This window comes from Bacillus sp. GBSW19 (genome assembly GCF_002998655.1).
GTDB lineage: Bacteria > Bacillota > Bacilli > Bacillales > Bacillaceae > Bacillus.
On the sequence record NZ_PVRF01000002.1, the window covers coordinates 571,087 to 588,932 of the forward strand.

Consider the following 17,846-nt stretch of genomic DNA (forward strand, 5'->3'; position numbering starts at 1 on the left):
ATTTAATTTATTTAAGTACAAATGATGGGTGTTCAGCCAAAATCTCGAAAAACGAAACACAGCGGCATTTGCTATTTTTTTAATTGTCAAGTGTTGTACCAACGTCAAGTCTTGGTACTTCATGGTGATGTCTGCATCGTGCTTCGTATGATTCCTGCGCACCTACTAAAATAATGGGATCATCATAGGATGCGGGTTTACCGTCGATCAAGCGTTGTGTTCTACTCGCTGGGGAGCCGCATACCGAACAAACTGCTTGAAGTTTTGTTACAAGCTCTGCACATGCCATTAAATGCGGAACAACACCAAATGGCTCTCCTCTGAAATCTTGATCAAGGCCTGCAACAATGACTCGGTAACCTTTATCAGCCAATTGAGTGACAATGTCAATGATTGTCTCATCAAAAAATTGCACCTCATCAATGCCAATGACATCGGTTCTTTCTGATATGTGCGTTATTATGTCTTTTGGTGAGGCTACTGCAATCCCATCGACTGATGAACCGTTATGTGAGACAACTGAGCTTGTACTATATCGGTTATCAATCGCTGGTTTGAATATTTTTACTTCTTGTTTGGCAAAGGTGGCTCTTTTGGCTCTCCGAATCAATTCTTCCGACTTTCCAGAAAACATACTTCCGCAGATGACTTCAAGCCAACCGCTTTGTTTCATCACATACATAAGGTCTTCTCCCCCGTTTTAAAGTTCCATCAATCCACGTAAAAAAACAGGCAAGAACGGATTCCTGCCTGTTTATTGTATCTATTATTACTTAAGACCGTATTTTTTGTTAAAGCGGTCAACACGTCCATCAGCAGAAGCGAATTTTTGACGGCCTGTATAGAAAGGATGGCACTCAGAGCAAATCTCGATGCGTACCTCTTCTTTTACTGATCCAGTTTCAAACTCATTTCCACAAGCGCATTTGACTGTAGCTTTTTTGTAGTTAGGATGAATTCCTGTTTTCATCTACTGTCATCTCCTTCCGCCCTGAATCCAATTCGGAAACAGAGTTAATATCTCAGAATAAATTCTGAAACGCACATGATGAAATTATAACAGTGTGAGTCTATGATTGCAAATGTATTTTTTCAACAAGCTATCTTCTTGATGCAGACATGTTCGCTTGTTTCCATTCTTGCGTTAAAATATCGAAAAATTCTTGGTTTGTCTTTGTTTTTCTCATTTTGCGCATGAACTTCTCAGCAAAGTCAGGTGTATCTGACATCGATTTTCTCATCGCCCATAGACGGTCAAGATGCTCTTTTGGTACAAGCAGTTCTTCTTTTCTCGTACCAGAACGACGAATGTCGATCGCTGGGAAAATTCTTCTTTCTGCAAGAGATCGGTCCAAATGAAGCTCCATGTTCCCCGTTCCCTTAAACTCCTCATAAATCACATCATCCATACGTGATCCCGTATCCACAAGCGCAGTGGCTAAAATCGTCAAGCTTCCGCCTTCTTCAATGTTACGCGCAGCACCAAAGAAGCGTTTTGGACGGTGGAAGGCCGCTGGATCAATACCGCCGGAAAGCGTTCGGCCGCTTGGCGGGATGACAAGGTTGTATGCACGAGCAAGCCTTGTGATGCTGTCCATTAAGATGATGACATCTTTCTTATGTTCAACAAGACGCATGGCACGCTCTAATACAAGCTCTGCTACTTTAATGTGGTTTTCCGGTACTTCGTCAAAGGTTGAACTAACAACATCCCCTGCAACAGAACGTTCGATATCTGTTACTTCCTCCGGGCGTTCGTCTATCAAAAGGACAATCAGCTCTGACTCTGGGTGATTTTCAGAAATGCTGTTGGCAATTTCTTTGAGCAAAATGGTTTTCCCAGCCTTAGGCGGTGCAACAATTAAACCACGCTGCCCAAACCCAACTGGCGCCATCATATCCATAATTCTAGTAGACAGGTGATTAGGCTGTGTTTCAAGAATCATTTGACGATCAGGGAATAGTGGCGTGAGTGCAGGAAAGTGAACACGTTCCTTAGCTGATTCTGGGTCGTCCCCATTTACCGCTTCTACATGAAGGAGGCCATAGTAGCGTTCATTCTCTTTTGGAGGTCGTACCTTTCCAGACACCTTATCTCCGTTTCGTAAATCAAAGCGTCTGATTTGTGAAGCTGAAATATAAATGTCTTCAGAACTTGGAGAATAGTTAATTGGTCTTAAGAAACCAAATCCCTCAGACTGAATAATTTCAAGAACCCCTTCCATAAATAAGAGATCCTCTTGCTCAGCGTTCGCCTTTAAGATGGCAAAAATTAATTCTTTTTTTGTTAGTTTGCTGTAATAAGAGATTTTGTATTTTTTTGCTAACTCATACAGCTCTTTTAATTTCATATTTTCCAAAGATGAAATCGAAACATCTTTCAATATGGACACCACACTTTTCTAGTCAATGTATTTCATTACAAATGCATGACCATTGTATTTGATTAGCTTTTAATTCCGTTTTGTTGGAATGACCTCGCTCTCATGGTAACGCTCCCACTCGTTTTATCGTAAAAGATAGGAACAATGTGAAATTGAGCTTTGTCAACATAGAGAAGGATAATGAGTATATCGTCATGATGCGGCAGTATTTAAACTTGTTGAAGCTTAAAAGAAGTAAATTCGCAGAAAATTTCGCAGCACTCTTTAGTTTTACCTCATTTGCAGAGAATATTCAACTTTAAAAAGAAAATGATATACATTTGACACCTATATGAAAAGCGGGTAATGAATACCCGCTTTCAGATTACGGACGAATGACAAGATTCGGTTTTTTCTTTAAGCTGTGTCTGCCGTCTACGAAACGAACTGTACCCGATTTCGCACGCATAACAACACTATGTGTTGTTCCAACAGAGCCTTTGAATTGAACACCTTTTAATAGCTCGCCGTCTGTTACACCAGTCGCTGCAAAAATGGCGTCGTCGCCTTTCACGAGGTCTTCCATTCTTAGGACTTTGCCAACATCCAGCCCCATTTTCTCACAGCGTCTCAGTTCTTCTTCACTTTGAGGAAGAAGCTTTCCGTGGATTTCACCACCAAGTGCCTTTAACGCAACAGCAGAAAGGACACCTTCTGGCGCTCCGCCTGAACCAAATAGAATATCAACACCTGTGTGATCAAATGCTGTATTAATGGCTCCTGCAACGTCACCATCATCGATCAGTTTAATTCTTGCTCCTGCTTCTCTCAGTTCAGCAATAATTTTCTCATGTCGATCTCTGTTTAAAATCGTTGCAACGACATCTTCAATATCTTTGTTTTTTGCTTTTGCCACAGCGCGAAGATTATCAATGACAGGCGCTTCGATGTCGATGCAGCCTACCGCTTCTGGACCTACTGCGATCTTATCCATGTACATATCAGGTGCATTCAGCAGGTTGCCATGATCTGCAACCGCAATAACAGCTAAGGCATTCCAGCCGCCGCTTGCCACAATATTTGTTCCTTCTAATGGATCAACAGCAACATCCACGCGGGGTCCGTATCCGTTCCCAAGCTTTTCCCCAATATAAAGCATTGGTGCTTCGTCCATTTCTCCCTCGCCAATGACCACTGTTCCTTTCATCGGAATGGTATCAAATACATCACGCATTGCACTTGTTGCAGCATCATCCGCTTCGTCTTTTAATCCTCTTCCCATCCAACGGGCAGATTTTAATGCGGCTGCTTCTGTCACCCGTACTAGTTCCATCGATAAACTTCTTTCCATTTTTGTCCAAATCTCCTCTCACAGTCAAAGCCTTACGAATTTTGAAGTTCTTCTATTTCTTGGTCATTCAGCTTTTCACGCCAGATGGTTGCACCCAAGCCTTCAAGCTTCTTCTCAAGCAAACTATATCCTCTGTCTATATGTTCAAGCCCTGTGATTTCGGTCACACCGTCTGCCATTAACCCTGCAACGACGAGACAAGCACCTGCACGCAGGTCACTTGCTTTGACCTTTGCTCCTTGAAGCTGCGTTTGCCCAGTTATAATGGCAGATCTACCTTCGACCTTCATGTTTGCACCCATTCGACGCAATTCGTCAATGTGCTTAAAGCGGGCTGAGTAGATCGTATCTGTGACCACACTCGTGCCTTTCGCCTTTGTTAAGAGCGCCGTCATCGGCTGCTGAAGGTCAGTCGGAAAGCCCGGATACACAAGGGTTTTGATATCGACAGGCTTGAGTCCTTCGTTTCTGCCAACGATCAGCATCTGATCGTTGCTCGTTTCAATGGTGAACCCCATTTCTCTAAGTTTCGCCGTAATTGATTCTAAATGAGTTGGGATCACATTATCAAGAACAACTTCATCTCCCATCGCAGCACCAGCAATTAAAAATGTGCCTGCTTCTATGCGGTCAGGGATGATGGAATGCTTACAGCCATGAAGAGATTCTACACCTTCGATTCGAATCACATCAGTACCCGCACCTTTGATTTTGGCTCCCATGCTTGCAAGCAGTGTCGCTACATCAATAATTTCGGGTTCTTTTGCGGCATTTTCAATCACCGTTTTTCCTTCAGCCAGTACGGCTGCCAGCATGATATTGATGGTCGCACCTACACTGACAACATCAAGGTAAATACGAGCTCCGACTAATTTTTCAGCGCGCAAATAAATCGCACCCTGCTCGTTTGTCACCTCGGCTCCAAGTGCTTCAAAGCCTTTGATATGCTGATCGATCGGCCTAGGCCCTAAGTGACATCCTCCTGGCAGTCCGATGACAGCCTGCTTGAACCTGCCAAGCATGGCTCCCATTAAATAATAGGATGCACGCAGTTTCTTCACCTTTCCATTAGGAAGCGGCATACTGATCATGGAAGAAGGATTGACGATCATTTCACCTTTTTCAAACGTAACCTTTCCGCCAATCTCTTCTAACAGATCTCGTAATGTGTCAATATCTGAAATATGCGGAAGGCCCTCAATGGTTACTGGAGAATCAGCGAGAATCGTGGCAGGAATCAGTGCCACTGCACTATTTTTCGCACCACTAATATGTACGGTCCCGCGCAAAGGGTCACCGCCGGCAATGTTTAACTTTTCCATATTTGTCTCCCTTCTTAAAGAAGATCACTGTTGGAGTTATACTGTTTGTGGATGTCGCGCTTTAAAAGGTCTTGTCCAAAATTTAGCCAATATCAAGAGAAAGAATACAGGTTAAACGAAATTTGTCGGAAGAAAAATAATCGAAGCTTTGCGAGGCTGTGATGTTCTCTTCTTTGCACAAAACATTTCTTAGCGTTTTTAAGGAAAACTGCGGCAAACGGGAGACAATCCCGCCTGCCACAATCACTTATTTATTCCAGTCTGCTAAAAATTGCTCAATGCCTGCATCCGTTAACGGGTGTTTTGTCAGCTGCTTGATGACTTTCAGCGGCATTGTGCCGATATGAGCACCTCTAAGCGCAGCTTCTGTCACGTGCTGCGGGTGACGAATGGATGCAGCAATGATTTGTGTATCTAATCCGTGAACATCAAAAATAGTTTTCACTTCGCTGATGAGATCGAGACCATTTTGGCCAATGTCATCTAAGCGGCCGAGGAATGGAGAGACATACGTTGCACCAGCTCTAGCTGCAAGCAATGCCTGGTTTGCACTAAAAATCAAAGTGACGTTTGTTTTAATACCAAGGTCTGTTAACGCTTTGACAGCTTTAAGGCCATCTGTTGTCATCGGTACTTTGACCGTGATATTAGGTGCGATGGCAGCAAGCTCTTTTCCTTCTTCAATCATTTCCTCTGCTTTGAGGGAAATCACTTCTGCACTGACAGAACCTGATACGACGTCAGTGATTTCGCGAAGACGGTCGTGGAATGATACGTCCTTTTCTTTCGCTACTAAACTAGGGTTTGTTGTGACGCCTGCTAAAATGCCAAGCTCGTGCGCCTCTTTGATGTCTGCGATATTCGCTGTATCTACGAAAAATAACATAACCGTGCCACTCTCCTATCAATAAATTGTCTGAAATGTAAATTTTGATTGCGCTTTCTCAAGATATGGAGAAAACCGCCTGTGACTCAGGCGGCTTTCGGTTCTCATCAAATTATGCTTGGTTAGAAGAACCAAATTCGCGCATTTTGCCGATAACAGTCGCTTTAATTGCGTCACGAGCTGGTCCAAGATATTTACGTGGATCATACTCTTCTGTTTTTGCAGCAAGTGTTTCGCGTACTGCTTTCGCAGAAGCAATTTGGTTTTCAGTGTTTACATTGATTTTTGCTGTACCAAGTGAAATTGAACGCTTGATGTCAGCAGTTGGGATACCTGTTCCGCCGTGAAGAACAAGTGGAAGGCCTGTCATTTTACCGATTTCTTCCATTTCAGCGAAACCAAGGTTTGGTTCACCTTTGTATGGACCATGAACTGAACCTAGTGCAGGTGCAAGGCAGTCAATGCCAGTGCGTTCTACAAGCTCTTGGCATTCTTTTGGATCAGCATAAATAACGCCCTCAGCGATGACGTCGTCTTCTTGTCCGCCAACAGTTCCAAGCTCAGCTTCTACAGATACACCGTGGAAATGTGCAAGCTCAACTACTTTCGCAGTTGTTGCTACGTTCTCATCGAATGGGTGGTGAGAAGCGTCGATCATGACAGAAGTAAATCCTGCATGGATTGCTTTTGCACAAGATTCAAAGCTTGAACCGTGATCTAAATGAATCGCAACAGGAACTGTTACATTATATTCTTCGATTAACGCTTTTACCATTGCGACAACTGTTTTGAAGCCGCCCATGTAGCGTCCTGCCCCTTCAGATACTCCTAAGATAACTGGAGATTTCTCTTCTTCAGCAGCTTGTAAAATCGCTTGCGTGAATTCTAAATTATTTAAGTTAAACTGTCCAACAGCGTAACCTTTTTCCTTTGCGTCTTTCAACATTTCTGTCATTGAAACTAAAGGCATGATGAAAAATCCTCCCTATGTAGCTAATTTGCTTACTAAAAAAAGCTCTCCACCCTAGCATGACCAGAATTTCTCGCCATATGTAAACTTTCAAAGTCAGATCGCTTTCTTCTTCTTATCTAGGATACCAATTATTCGACAAATCGGCAACAGAATGACTCGATTCAATCATTTCCATCTAACCATTTGTTTCGAGCGGCAAGTATTCTTTAACAGCATCTCGGATTTCATCAATATCAAATGGTTTCGCAAAGTGCGTCAATGCACCGAGTTCTTTTGATTCTTGGATCATGTCTAATTCGCCATAGGCTGTCATAATGATGACACGGATGTCTTCATCAATTAATTTCATGCGTTTTAAAATTTCAATACCATCCATTCCGGGAATCTTCATATCAAGCAGGACAAGGTTTGGTCTATGATTTTTCACAATATCTAACGCCTGAAGTCCATTGGCTGCTTGGAAGGTTTGATAGCCTTCTTTATGAAACACTTCATTTAATAATATTCTAATACCGTATTGATCATCGACAATTAAAATTTTCTCATTCATCTGTTACACCCCATTGCTTTCATTTTTCGCCATAAAAAGAGCTGTTGTTAAATAATTCTGTTTGATTTTCACATTTCCTTTATTTATAATAGTTTACTTTACGACATTTTCTGAGCATTTTTCCTAATATTCTCTTTATATTCTATTATAAAATGATCTGACCGAAGGAGGAAATCAGTCTTGTTAAAAATTTTCACGACCCAGTTATCAGGTATTTTTTCACGTATTGGAGAAAAGCAGGCTGAAGCGATCGAGGATGGTGCACGCCTTCTTGCACAAGCCGTTGTCAGTGGACATGCTGTTTATTTTCACGGAAAGAATGAACTGGCTGCTGTAGCCCTAGAGGCAACTGAAAGCAAGGAGCCCTTTCCAGGTGCGAAAGTACTGCCGCTTGATCAAACGGAGCTCAGCTTGCTTCATCCAAGTGACAGGGTGCTGCTATTTTATTCAGACCCAGAAGACGAGGATATTCAATCTCTTGTAAAAGAGCTGCACGCTCAAGGTACGCCCATTGTTGGTGTCGGTCCAGCACAAAAGGAGCCGTCCATGATTGAAGAGCATTGTGATGTCCACATTGATTTTCAGCTCAAGAAACCGCTTGTGCCCGCTGATGACGGAACAAGGTTCGGTTATCCTGCTTTAATGACATGCTTATACGTCTACCACGCTCTATCGTTTACTGTGAAAGAAATCGTTGAGGAATATGAATAAAAAAACTGCCGAGAAGATCATATTCTCGGCAGTTTTTGATTTATTTTGATTCAGATGCTTGCAGTGAAGCACCAACGAAATCTCTAAATAATGGCTGTGGTCTTGTCGGTCTTGAGACGAATTCTGGGTGGAACTGAGAAGCAAGGAACCAAGGATGATCCTTCAGCTCGATAATTTCAACAAGACGTCCGTCTGGGCTTGTACCAGAGAAGACAAAGCCTGCGGCTTCCATTTGCTGTCTGAATTCATTATTAAACTCATAGCGATGACGGTGGCGTTCGTAGACCACTTCGTCATTGTATGCAGCAAATGCTTTTGAGTCTTCATTTAATTTACATGGATACAGACCAAGACGAAGTGTTCCGCCTAGATCATCTACATCCTTCTGTTCTGGAAGAAGGTCAATGATTGGGAATGCTGTTTCAGGATCAATTTCCGCTGAATGAGCTCCCTCAAGGCCTAGTACGTTTCTCGCATATTCGATCGACGCAACTTGCATTCCTAAGCAGATTCCGAAGAATGGCACTTTGTTTTCACGGGCATATTGTGTAGCAATGATTTTCCCTTCCACTCCGCGGTCTCCGAAGCCTCCAGGAACGATGATGCCGTCTACATCTTGCGCGAAATCAGCCATATTTTCTGCTGTCACTTCTTCTGCATTGATCCATTTGATTTGAACGTCTGCATCAAATGCATAACCAGCATGTCGAAGTGATTCAACGACAGAAATGTATGCATCTTGCAGTTCAACATATTTTCCTACTAGACCAATTGTGACTTGTTTTGAGAGATTTTGTACTTTATCGACTAGCGCTGTCCACTCCGTCATGTCTGCATCTTGGCAGTCAAGTTTCATATGTTCACAAACAAGCTTGTCTAGTCCTTGTTTTTGTAAATCAAGCGGAATAGAGTACAGCGTGTCTGCATCCTGACATTCAATAACAGCTTTTGTATCGATATCACAGAATAACGCAATTTTGTCCTTCATGTCTTGGGTCATTGGCATTTCAGTTCTGACCACAATAACGTTTGGCTGGATACCAAGGCTGCGAAGTTCTTTTACACTATGCTGTGTTGGTTTTGTTTTCAGTTCACCAGCTGCTCGGATGTAAGGAACAAGGGTACAATGAATGTACATCACGTTTTCACGGCCAATGTCACTCTTCATTTGACGAATCGCTTCAAGGAAAGGAAGGGATTCGATGTCTCCTACTGTTCCACCGATTTCTGTAATAACCACATCTGCACCTGTTTCTTTTCCGGCACGGTACACGCGGTCTTTGATTTCATTTGTAATATGGGGAATAACCTGTACGGTTCCGCCTAAATAGTCGCCTCGGCGCTCTTTCTTCAGAACAGTAGAGTAGATTTTACCAGTTGTGACGTTGCTGTACTTATTTAAGTTAATATCAATGAAGCGCTCGTAGTGACCTAAGTCAAGGTCTGTTTCAGCACCGTCATCTGTGACGAAGACCTCACCGTGCTGATATGGACTCATCGTCCCTGGGTCTACGTTGATATATGGATCGAATTTTTGAATGGTGACATCCATCCCTCTATTTTTCAGAAGGCGGCCTAACGATGCAGCCGTGATCCCTTTTCCAAGTGAGGAAACAACTCCTCCTGTTACAAAAATATACTTTGTCATTTCGTATGCTCCTCTCTTTTTTACCCTTGCATGACTAGACATGCACAGCTTCATCCTTATTAGAGTGTATCCCTAAATCTCTTGAAAAATAAGAAAGCTCCCTTTCAAATAAATGAAAGGGAGCGTAAATGAACGTATCTTTACGTACTCTTTTTAGAGAGCCCAAAATACATACTACATAGTTCGCTCTCGAAAGTCAAGACGGTTTTGTCCTGTTTTGAGGACCGGTTTGTGAGGGTTATTTTTCTTCCTTATTATCGTCTAAATCGTCTTCGTCAATTTCTGTTAAGCCGTCATCATCTTCGTCGTCATCGTCTTCGTCGAAGTCTTCTATATCTTCGTCAATTTCCTCATCATCGTCTAGGTCGAGATCATCGTCGTCTTCAACAAGATCAAGATCTTCTTCAAGCTCTTCGATTTCTTCTTCCTCTTCAATTTCATCGAAGTCTTCTTCAACGACAGCTGCTTTTGTTTTTTTCTTTTTCGCTTTTGTTTTCACAGCTGGCTGAACTTCTTCTTCGATTTGATCAACTGGATACCAGCTGCGAAGTCCCCATCTCTGATCACCTAACGAAATAAAGCGGCCATCTATATTTAAGTCTGTATAAAATTGAGCAAGTCGATCATCAAGATCAGATTTTTGTATCCCTTGTAAACGGACCATTTCATCTATTAACTCGGAAAACGTAATCGGTGTTTTGCTGTCTCTGAAAATTTCATATGCAAGTTCAACTAAAGACATGTGCTTGAGCTGCTCCTGTGAGTATTCTTTCAAACTCAAGGTCAGACACTCCCTTTCTATTACATGTATGTATCCATTTATCAGTGAAATAATAAGTGTTTATACCTTATTTTTACGACAAACCATACCTCTCATTATAAACAAATTAGAGGAGTTTATGCCACCTTTAATCATGTTAATTTTTGATTTTTTCTCATGGGGCGCACCATCTGCGTGAAATTGGTCTGGCTTTTGTGTACGGTATGCTTTTTGTCTTTTAGTTTGTTCATCTCTATTTTAAAACTGGATTCTCTGAATGAATAAGATAACGATAGCAATCGTACATACCATTCCCGCAGGCATGAGGACAAATAGTTTTCTGCGGCTGTTTTCTTTTTCTTCCTTCTTTTTTGGAGACTTTGAAAGCTCTGTGGAGACCATAATCCATATGATCATCGTGACTAATCCTAAAATACCCATAAATGTTGTGTTCATCATGATAACCTCCATATTGATACTTTTGCACATTTTATCATATTGATAAGGTGGCATGGGACAATATTGGAAATGATTTCACATTTAAGAACTGATTATCGCACCAAAACAGACCACCTCACGTCAGGTGGTCTTTGCTTGGTTTCTACATATCTAGCAGTTTGCGCGAGATGACTAGGCGCTGGATTTCTTGTGTGCCTTCATAAATTTGAGTGATTTTCGCATCTCGCATGTATCGTTCGACTGGGTAATCCTTTGTATAACCGTAGCCGCCGAAGATTTGAACGGCTTCTGTTGTTACTTTCATGGCTGTATCTCCAGCAAAGAGCTTTGACATAGCTGATTCCTTTCCATACGGAAACCCTTTCGTTTCAAGCCATGCTGCCTGATAAGTAAGCAGCCTGGAGGCTTCAATTGCAGTTGCCATATCTGCCAGCTTAAAAGCGATCCCTTGCTGCTGTATGATTGGTTTGCCAAATTGCTTGCGCTCCTTCGCATAATGGACCGCCGCATCAAGAGCGCCTTGTGCAATCCCAACAGCCTGAGCAGCAATACCGTTTCTACCTCCATCGAGCGTCATCATGGCTATTTTGAATCCTTCTCCTTCTTGTCCGAGCCGGTTCCTTTCATGAATCCGGCAATCTTCAAATCGAATTTCAGTCGTTGGCGATGAGCGGATGCCCAGTTTGCTTTCCTTTTTGCCAACCGAGAACCCGGGGGTCTCTTTTTCTACAATAAAGGCGGTTGTATTTCGAGATGCAGCTTCTTGGTCAGTCACGGCAAACACAATATAATAATCCGCAATGCCGCCATTTGTAATAAAGATTTTCGCACCGTTCAGGACGTATTCACTGCCTGCCTTTACTGCCGTTGTCTTCATTCCACCGGCATCTGAACCTGAACCGCTCTCAGTGAGTGCATATGCCCCTACCTTCTGTCCTTCTGCAAGCGGCTTTAAATATGTCTCCTTTTGTTCATCTGTTCCGAAAGTATAGATGGGCCACGAGGCGAGAGAGGTGTGAGCGGAGAGGGTGACGCCTGTAGAGGCGCACACTCTTGAAAGCTCCTCAACTGCGATGACGTAGGCTAAATAGTCACTGCCGATCCCGCCTACCTCTTCCGGCCAAGGGATACCCGTTAAACCGAGCTCCGCCATTTGGCGAAAAATAGCTGGATCATACGTTTCTGTCTCGTCCCGCTCTGCTGCTGTTGGCTCTACTTCATTTTTCGCAAAATCTCTCACCATTTTTCGGATCATTTCATGTTCATCACTTAATTGAAACTGCATCATGAGCCACCTCGTTTCATATTAGCTGTTTACAAATGACCAGCCTTTGAATTTCACTTGTTCCTTCGTAGATTTCACAAACTTTCGCATCACGAAAGTAACGTTCTGTTTGATAGCGATTCGTATAACCATCCATGCCGAGCAAATGGATCACTTCTGTACTGATCTCAACTGCCGTTTTTGACGCAAATAGCTTTGCCATTGATGCTTCCTTTGTGACCGGACGATTCGCCTCTTTATAAGAAGCCGCTTGATAGACCAGCAGCTTGGCTGCTTCAAGCTTCGCCGCCAAATCACCCAGCCGAATGGTCGTTTCTAGACCTGCTGGGTGCTGCTTTAAATACGTCACTGCCTCCGCTAATGCGGCTTCTGCTATACCAAGGCTTTGAGCCGAGATACCGATTCTCCCCGCATTTAAACTAGACATGGCTATGTGAAAGCCCTCTCCTTCTGCACCGAGCAGCTGCTGCTTTGGAATCCGCACACCATCAAAATGAAGCGTGACAGTTTTTGACCCGTGCAGTCCCATCTTTTTCTCATCTTTTCCGATCGTAAATCCTTGTGTATCTTTTTCGACAATGAACGCCGATATATTTTTTTTCGCAGAGGCAGGGTCTGTCACTGCAAAGACAAGATACAGTTCTGCTTCCCCGCCGCTTGTAATAAACATTTTCGTACCATTTAACACATAGTGGTCGCCTGCCCGCTCCGCTCTTAACTGAATACTGGAGGCATCTGAGCCAGCCTTGGGTTCAGTCAGGCAAAATGCCCCCAGTTTCTGCCCGGATGCAAGCAGCGGAACATAGGATTTTTTTTGCTCATTCGTTCCAAAAGCCAAAATAGGCATCGTCACAACAGATGTATGAACGGACACAATGACACCGATAGTCGCACTCACTTTGGATAATTCATGAATCGCAATGATATAAGTTGTAAAATCTGCTCCTAAGCCTTGATACGAAGCTGGTATTGGAATTCCTAGAAAGCCTTGGCGTCCCATTTCAGCTAAAAGTGTTCTTGGGAACTGACCTTGTTCCATGGCTTCCACTTCAGGGAATACACGCTGTCTTGCAAATTCTGCTGCCTGTTCTCTCCAGAGACGCTGTTGATCCGTAAGCAAAACATCCATCTTGACTCCCCCTATGAGTGGTCGTGGTATGTGTAAAAACCTCTCATTGTCTTTTTACCCAGCCAGCCTGCATTTACGTATTTTTTCAAAAGAGGACAAGGTCGGTATTTGCTATCCCCAAGTCCTTCATGAAGGGTATTCATAATAAATAAACATGTATCTAGTCCGATGAAATCAGCGAGACGAAGCGGCCCCATTGGGTGATTCATTCCAAGCGTCATGACCCCGTCAATGCTTTCTGCATCTGCCACGCCTTCATAAAGGGTGTAAATGGCTTCATTGATCATTGGCATCAATATGCGATTTGATACAAACCCTGGGAAGTCTTCCACTTCAATTGGGGTTTTGTTTAATGTCTTTGCTGTTTCATAAACGATTTGATACGTGTCGTCACTTGTTTGCAGCGCTCGAATGACCTCAACCAGTTTCATGACAGGCACCGGGTTCATAAAATGCATGCCAATCACTTGCTCCGGTCTCCCCGTAACAGCTGCTAATTCTGTGATTGACAAGGAAGATGTGTTTGTTGCAAATATCGTCTTCGCCTCTGCAAATTGATCAAGTGTTTCAAAGATTTGTTTTTTCACACTCATTTGTTCAGATGCAGCTTCAATCACTAAATGAGTCTGCTGCACGTCCTTTAAATCTGTGGAAACGGCAAGCCGCTGCGTAATATCTCGGACTGCCTGATGGGCCAGCTTTCCTTTTTCTGCTCGTTTCGTCAGTTGTTTGGTCATGGAGGAAATGGCTCGATGAATCTGCTTTTCAGATGCATCATGCAGCAGGACTGTGTAGCCTGACTGAGCAAAAACTTGGGCAATGCCTGATCCCATTTGACCTGCTCCAACGACCATGACGGTCTCTTCTGTACTCATGACGATGAACGCCTCCCTTTTAATCTACCTTTATCATGATGGCATCTCCTTGACCGCCTCCACTGCAAATCGCCGCGATGCCAATGCCTCCGCCTCTTTGTCTCAATGCATGAATCAAGGTCAATATGATACGTGTTCCGCTTGCACCAATGGGATGACCAAGCGCTACTGCACCACCATTGATATTCATTTTCCGCCGGTCCAGCCCGGTTATTTTTTCACATGCCAGCGCCACAGCTGAGAAGGCTTCATTGATTTCAAAGAGATCGATATCCTCTAGACGCTTGCCTGTTTTCTGTAAAATCTTCTCGATGGCAAAGGCTGGTGTTTTCGGAAAATCCTTTGCCTCTACGGCTACCTGCGTATGCCCAAGCACGACTGCCATTGGCTTTACGTCATGCTGCTCCGCATATGTGTCTTTCATTAAAAGAAGCGCACTTGCTCCATCATTGACACCTGGTGCATTTCCAGCGGTAATGGTACCCGTTTGATCAAAAACAGGCATGAGCTTTGACAGCCGTTCATATGACGTATCACGCCGCGGGGATTCATCTTCTGTGATCAGCCGCTCTCCCGTTTTCGTCTTGACGGTGACTGGGGTGATTTCCTGTTGAAAAAAGCCGTTTTTCTGCGCTTCGATGGCCCGTTCATGACTTCTTAGTGCCCAAAGGTCTTGCTCTTCCCGCGTGATACCAAGCTCCTTTGCAGCCATGCTCCCATACTCACCCATATGAACGCCTGTAAATGAACAGGTTAATCCATCTAAAATCATCGCATCTTGTACCGTACCATCTCCCATTTTGTAGCCCCATCGCGCTTTTTTTAGCAAATAAGGGGCGTGTGACATGGACTCCATACCGCCTGCTACGATGACCTCAGCATCTCCAGCTCGAATGATTTGATCTGCTGTGCTCACACTGCGCATTCCTGATGCACAGACTTTATTGATAGTTTGCGTCGGAACGGACCATGGAAGATCAGCATTTCTTGCTGCTTGCCTTGAAGGAATCTGTCCTTGTCCTCCCTGCAAAACACTTCCCATGATGACCTCATCCACAAAATGTGAATCCCGTACTCTTTCCAGCGCAGCTTTGATCGCTATTCCGCCTAGTTCTGCGGCAGTCAACCCACTGAAAGCACCGCCTAGTTTTCCAAATGGTGTTCTTGCTCCAGATACAATGACCGTCGTTCTCATGTATGTCCCCTCCCGTTTGTTACCGCTTACATATTATCTAAGCAGCTGATGTACAGCGCCATGTATAAGCCGATGAATATCCTATTCATCGGCCTGTTTTGTTTACGAAACCTGCTTTCCAGCCTCACCAAACACTGATTTTTCAAGAAGTTCTGCGACATCAAATGTGCCTACCTGCTCCTCCACTTCCTTCGCCTTCGTGCCATCTCCCAGCATGGTGAGGCAATAAGGGCATCCTGAGCTGATGATGGACGGCTGCACCTGTAACGCCTGCTCCGTTCGGGCAGTGTTAATCCGGGTACCTGTCTCTTCTTCCATCCACATTAAGCCCCCGCCTGCACCGCAGCACATACCGGTTTCACGATGACGCTCCATTTCTCTCAGCGTCACACCAGGGATGGCTTTTAAAATGTCTCTCGGCGGATCATACACCTCGTTATATCTGCCTAGGTAGCAAGAGTCGTGGAAGGTAATCACTTCGTTCACTTCATGTACAGGCGTTATTTTCCCTTCTTTCACTAGCTCTGCCAGTAATTCTGTATGATGGTACACTTCTGCCTCAAGTCCGAAGTCTGGATACTCATTTTTAAATAAATTGTAGGCGTGCGGATCAATTGTCACAATCTTTATGACCCCGTTTTTCTGGAATTCTTCAATATTTTTTGCAGCAAGCTCTTGGAATAAAAATTCGTTTCCAAGTCTTCTTGGTGTATCGCCTGAGTTTTTCTCTTTATTGCCTAGGATGGCAAAGGAGACCCCTGCTTCGTTGAGGAGCTTTGCAAAGGCAAGCGCAATTTTTTGGCTTCGATTGTCATATGCCCCCATTGAACCAACCCAGAATAAATAATCGAAGGTTTGATCTGCTTTTTTCAGCTCTTTTACTGTCGGCACATGCACATCTTCTCTCAGTTCACGCCAATTTTCTCTTTCTTTCCGGTTCAATCCCCACGGGTTCCCTTGGCGCTCAATGCTTGTCATGGCACGCTGTGCATCTGCATCCATTTTCCCTTCGGTCAGCACAAGATATCTGCGCATATCAATAATCTTGTCGACGTGTTCATTCATGACAGGGCATTGGTCTTCACAGTTTCGGCACGTCGTACATGCCCAAATTTCTTCTTCTGTAATGACCTCACCAATGAGAGAAGGATGATACATTGAGCTGGCCGCCGATTCCTCTGCACCTGCTCCTCTCGCCTGCAGCGCCAGCTGATTTCCTGTTGTCTGCCTGAAGGCAAGCTGCGGGACCCATGGTGTCTTCGATGTAATGGCGGCCCCTTTATTTGTTAAATGATCTCTTAACCTTAAAATCAAATCCATTGGAGACAGCATCTTCCCTGTTCCTGTTGCTGGGCACATATTTGTGCAGCGCCCGCATTCCACACAGGCGTAAAGGTCGATCAGCTGTGACTGACGGAAGTCTTCAATTTTTCCCACACCGAAGGTCTCTTGTGTCTCATCTTCAAAATCAATTTTTTGCAGCTTGCCTGGCGGGTCTAATCTGCTGGCAAATACATTCACCGGTCCTGCAATGAGGTGAGCGTGCTTTGACTGCGGGACATATACTAAGAATGTCAGCAAAATAAGGAGATGCACCCACCATGCGACATAAAAAACGACCGTTGCTGCAAGAGGTGAAATTCCGCCCAGCAAGAAAGCAATACTGGAGGCGATTGGCTCAGTTGGTGATAGAGAGTGTCCATGCCAAATGATGTTCATCCCGTTCCCCAGTAAGACTGTCAGCATCAAGCCGCCAATAAATAAAAGCACTAGACCTGATTTAAAGCCTCGTTTTAAACGGACAAGCTTCTCCACATACCTTCTATGGAATGCCCAAACAACGGCTACTAAAATGAGAAGTGTGACCACCTCTTGGAAAAAGGTAAAGACACCGTAAAGCGGACCTAAAGGGAGTCCGCTGCCCGGAACGAGTCCCTTCATAATAAAATCAAGGGCTCCGAACTGTACAAGGATAAATCCGTAGAAAAACAGCACATGAATGATGCCGCTCTTCTTGTCCTTTAACAGCTTCTTTTGCCCAAACACATTGACCCAAACACGCTCTAAGCGTTTCTTCATGTCTTGTTGAAATTCTTCTTTTTTACCAAGACGAATATACGCCGCTCGTGTTCGAATGAGATAAATAAACAAATACACAGCGTAAGCGGTCACCGCCGCAAATGCGATCAAGTTCATTATTAAAAGGCTATTCATCTTGCTCCCCCTTTCATTCCCCAAAAACCACTTTGTTCCGTTTCTATGTTGTACCTCTATCATAAATAATGAATGAGCATTCAGTCAATATTTTTTACACGTTTGGGTACACTATTGAAATATGC

General features: G+C 43.8%; 17 protein-coding genes. 1 reads left to right on the forward strand and 16 read right to left on the reverse strand.

Annotated elements, in window-relative coordinates; all coding sequences use genetic code 11:
- Nucleotides 1-79 precede the first annotated feature (79 nt).
- The 8 genes from C6344_RS12675 to C6344_RS12710 all read right to left on the reverse strand — a co-directional run bounded on the left by C6344_RS12675 (nt 80) and on the right by C6344_RS12710 (nt 7,445).
- Nucleotides 80-682, reverse strand: a complete 603-nt coding sequence (locus tag C6344_RS12675; protein WP_003214626.1) for a thymidine kinase — start codon at nt 680-682, stop codon at nt 80-82.
- An 87-nt stretch (nt 683-769) separates the two neighbouring features.
- Complete coding sequence (rpmE, locus tag C6344_RS12680) at nt 770-970, reverse strand: 50S ribosomal protein L31 (protein ID WP_003215407.1); 201 nt, start codon at nt 968-970, stop codon at nt 770-772.
- A 130-nt stretch (nt 971-1,100) separates the two neighbouring features.
- Nucleotides 1,101-2,384 (reverse strand): transcription termination factor Rho, encoded by a 1,284-nt coding sequence (gene rho, locus C6344_RS12685; protein WP_003215202.1) that lies wholly within the window; start codon nt 2,382-2,384, stop codon nt 1,101-1,103.
- Nucleotides 2,385-2,748: 364 nt separating this feature from the next.
- Entirely contained in the window at nt 2,749-3,714 is a 966-nt protein-coding gene (gene glpX / locus C6344_RS12690) for a class II fructose-bisphosphatase (RefSeq protein ID WP_012011567.1), read from the reverse strand.
- 32 nt (nt 3,715-3,746) lie between these two features.
- A complete protein-coding gene (locus tag C6344_RS12695) occupies nt 3,747-5,036 on the reverse strand; it encodes a UDP-N-acetylglucosamine 1-carboxyvinyltransferase (RefSeq protein ID WP_034660302.1) in 1,290 nt (429 codons plus the stop codon).
- Nucleotides 5,037-5,283: 247 nt separating this feature from the next.
- The gene (fsa, locus tag C6344_RS12700; RefSeq protein WP_034660303.1) at nt 5,284-5,922 is read right to left on the reverse strand and encodes a fructose-6-phosphate aldolase; all 639 of its coding nucleotides are present in this window, start codon (nt 5,920-5,922) and stop codon (nt 5,284-5,286) included.
- Between the two features lie 112 nt (nt 5,923-6,034).
- Nucleotides 6,035-6,892: a class II fructose-bisphosphate aldolase gene (locus C6344_RS12705; RefSeq protein WP_034660304.1), complete on the reverse strand. Its 858-nt coding sequence runs from the start codon at nt 6,890-6,892 to the stop codon at nt 6,035-6,037.
- A 178-nt stretch (nt 6,893-7,070) separates the two neighbouring features.
- Nucleotides 7,071-7,445 (reverse strand): response regulator, encoded by a 375-nt coding sequence (locus C6344_RS12710; protein WP_003214681.1) that lies wholly within the window; start codon nt 7,443-7,445, stop codon nt 7,071-7,073.
- Nucleotides 7,446-7,625: 180 nt separating this feature from the next.
- Between C6344_RS12710 and C6344_RS12715 the strand changes: the two genes are divergently transcribed.
- Nucleotides 7,626-8,156, forward strand: a complete 531-nt coding sequence (locus tag C6344_RS12715) for a DUF2529 domain-containing protein (protein WP_106038971.1) — start codon at nt 7,626-7,628, stop codon at nt 8,154-8,156.
- A 40-nt stretch (nt 8,157-8,196) separates the two neighbouring features.
- On the opposite strand, the gene pyrG is transcribed toward C6344_RS12715, so the two are convergent.
- The 8 genes from pyrG to C6344_RS12755 all read right to left on the reverse strand — a co-directional run bounded on the left by pyrG (nt 8,197) and on the right by C6344_RS12755 (nt 17,721).
- Nucleotides 8,197-9,804, reverse strand: coding sequence for a glutamine hydrolyzing CTP synthase (pyrG, locus tag C6344_RS12720; protein ID WP_003215143.1), 1,608 nt, complete (start codon nt 9,802-9,804; stop codon nt 8,197-8,199).
- A gap of 238 nt (nt 9,805-10,042) precedes the next feature.
- Nucleotides 10,043-10,585: a DNA-directed RNA polymerase subunit delta gene (gene rpoE / locus C6344_RS12725; protein WP_034660308.1), complete on the reverse strand. Its 543-nt coding sequence runs from the start codon at nt 10,583-10,585 to the stop codon at nt 10,043-10,045.
- Nucleotides 10,586-10,822: 237 nt separating this feature from the next.
- Complete coding sequence (locus C6344_RS12730; RefSeq protein WP_034660309.1) at nt 10,823-11,020, reverse strand: hypothetical protein; 198 nt, start codon at nt 11,018-11,020, stop codon at nt 10,823-10,825.
- 145 nt (nt 11,021-11,165) lie between these two features.
- Nucleotides 11,166-12,308, reverse strand: coding sequence for an acyl-CoA dehydrogenase (locus C6344_RS12735; protein ID WP_034660310.1), 1,143 nt, complete (start codon nt 12,306-12,308; stop codon nt 11,166-11,168).
- Nucleotides 12,309-12,324: 16 nt separating this feature from the next.
- Nucleotides 12,325-13,437, reverse strand: coding sequence for an acyl-CoA dehydrogenase family protein (locus tag C6344_RS12740; protein ID WP_060597496.1), 1,113 nt, complete (start codon nt 13,435-13,437; stop codon nt 12,325-12,327).
- 11 nt (nt 13,438-13,448) lie between these two features.
- Nucleotides 13,449-14,312, reverse strand: a complete 864-nt coding sequence (locus C6344_RS12745; RefSeq protein ID WP_106036441.1) for a 3-hydroxybutyryl-CoA dehydrogenase — start codon at nt 14,310-14,312, stop codon at nt 13,449-13,451.
- 19 nt (nt 14,313-14,331) lie between these two features.
- Nucleotides 14,332-15,507, reverse strand: coding sequence for an acetyl-CoA C-acetyltransferase (locus C6344_RS12750; protein ID WP_106072974.1), 1,176 nt, complete (start codon nt 15,505-15,507; stop codon nt 14,332-14,334).
- A 102-nt stretch (nt 15,508-15,609) separates the two neighbouring features.
- Nucleotides 15,610-17,721: a (Fe-S)-binding protein gene (locus C6344_RS12755; protein ID WP_106072975.1), complete on the reverse strand. Its 2,112-nt coding sequence runs from the start codon at nt 17,719-17,721 to the stop codon at nt 15,610-15,612.
- Between the last annotated feature and the right edge of the window lie 125 nt (nt 17,722-17,846).

Excerpts from the sequence above, each read along its gene's own strand:
- C6344_RS12675 (WP_003214626.1), bottom strand. The coding sequence starts at position 682 with ATGTATGTGATGAAACAAAGCGGTTGGCTTGAAGTCATCTGCGGAAGT.
- rpmE (WP_003215407.1), bottom strand. The coding sequence starts at position 970 with ATGAAAACAGGAATTCATCCTAACTACAAAAAAGCTACAGTCAAATGC.
- glpX (WP_012011567.1), bottom strand. The coding sequence starts at position 3,714 with ATGGAAAGAAGTTTATCGATGGAACTAGTACGGGTGACAGAAGCAGCC.
- C6344_RS12695 (WP_034660302.1), bottom strand. The coding sequence starts at position 5,036 with ATGGAAAAGTTAAACATTGCCGGCGGTGACCCTTTGCGCGGGACCGTA.
- fsa (WP_034660303.1), bottom strand. The coding sequence starts at position 5,922 with ATGTTATTTTTCGTAGATACAGCGAATATCGCAGACATCAAAGAGGCG.
- C6344_RS12705 (WP_034660304.1), bottom strand. The coding sequence starts at position 6,892 with ATGCCTTTAGTTTCAATGACAGAAATGTTGAAAGACGCAAAGGAAAAA.
- C6344_RS12710 (WP_003214681.1), bottom strand. The coding sequence starts at position 7,445 with ATGAATGAGAAAATTTTAATTGTCGATGATCAATACGGTATTAGAATA.
- pyrG (WP_003215143.1), bottom strand. The coding sequence starts at position 9,804 with ATGACAAAGTATATTTTTGTAACAGGAGGAGTTGTTTCCTCACTTGGA.
- C6344_RS12730 (WP_034660309.1), bottom strand. The coding sequence starts at position 11,020 with ATGAACACAACATTTATGGGTATTTTAGGATTAGTCACGATGATCATA.
- C6344_RS12735 (WP_034660310.1), bottom strand. The coding sequence starts at position 12,308 with ATGCAGTTTCAATTAAGTGATGAACATGAAATGATCCGAAAAATGGTG.
- C6344_RS12740 (WP_060597496.1), bottom strand. The coding sequence starts at position 13,437 with ATGGATGTTTTGCTTACGGATCAACAGCGTCTCTGGAGAGAACAGGCA.
- C6344_RS12745 (WP_106036441.1), bottom strand. The coding sequence starts at position 14,312 with ATGAGTACAGAAGAGACCGTCATGGTCGTTGGAGCAGGTCAAATGGGA.
- C6344_RS12750 (WP_106072974.1), bottom strand. The coding sequence starts at position 15,507 with ATGAGAACGACGGTCATTGTATCTGGAGCAAGAACACCATTTGGAAAA.
- C6344_RS12755 (WP_106072975.1), bottom strand. The coding sequence starts at position 17,721 with ATGAATAGCCTTTTAATAATGAACTTGATCGCATTTGCGGCGGTGACC.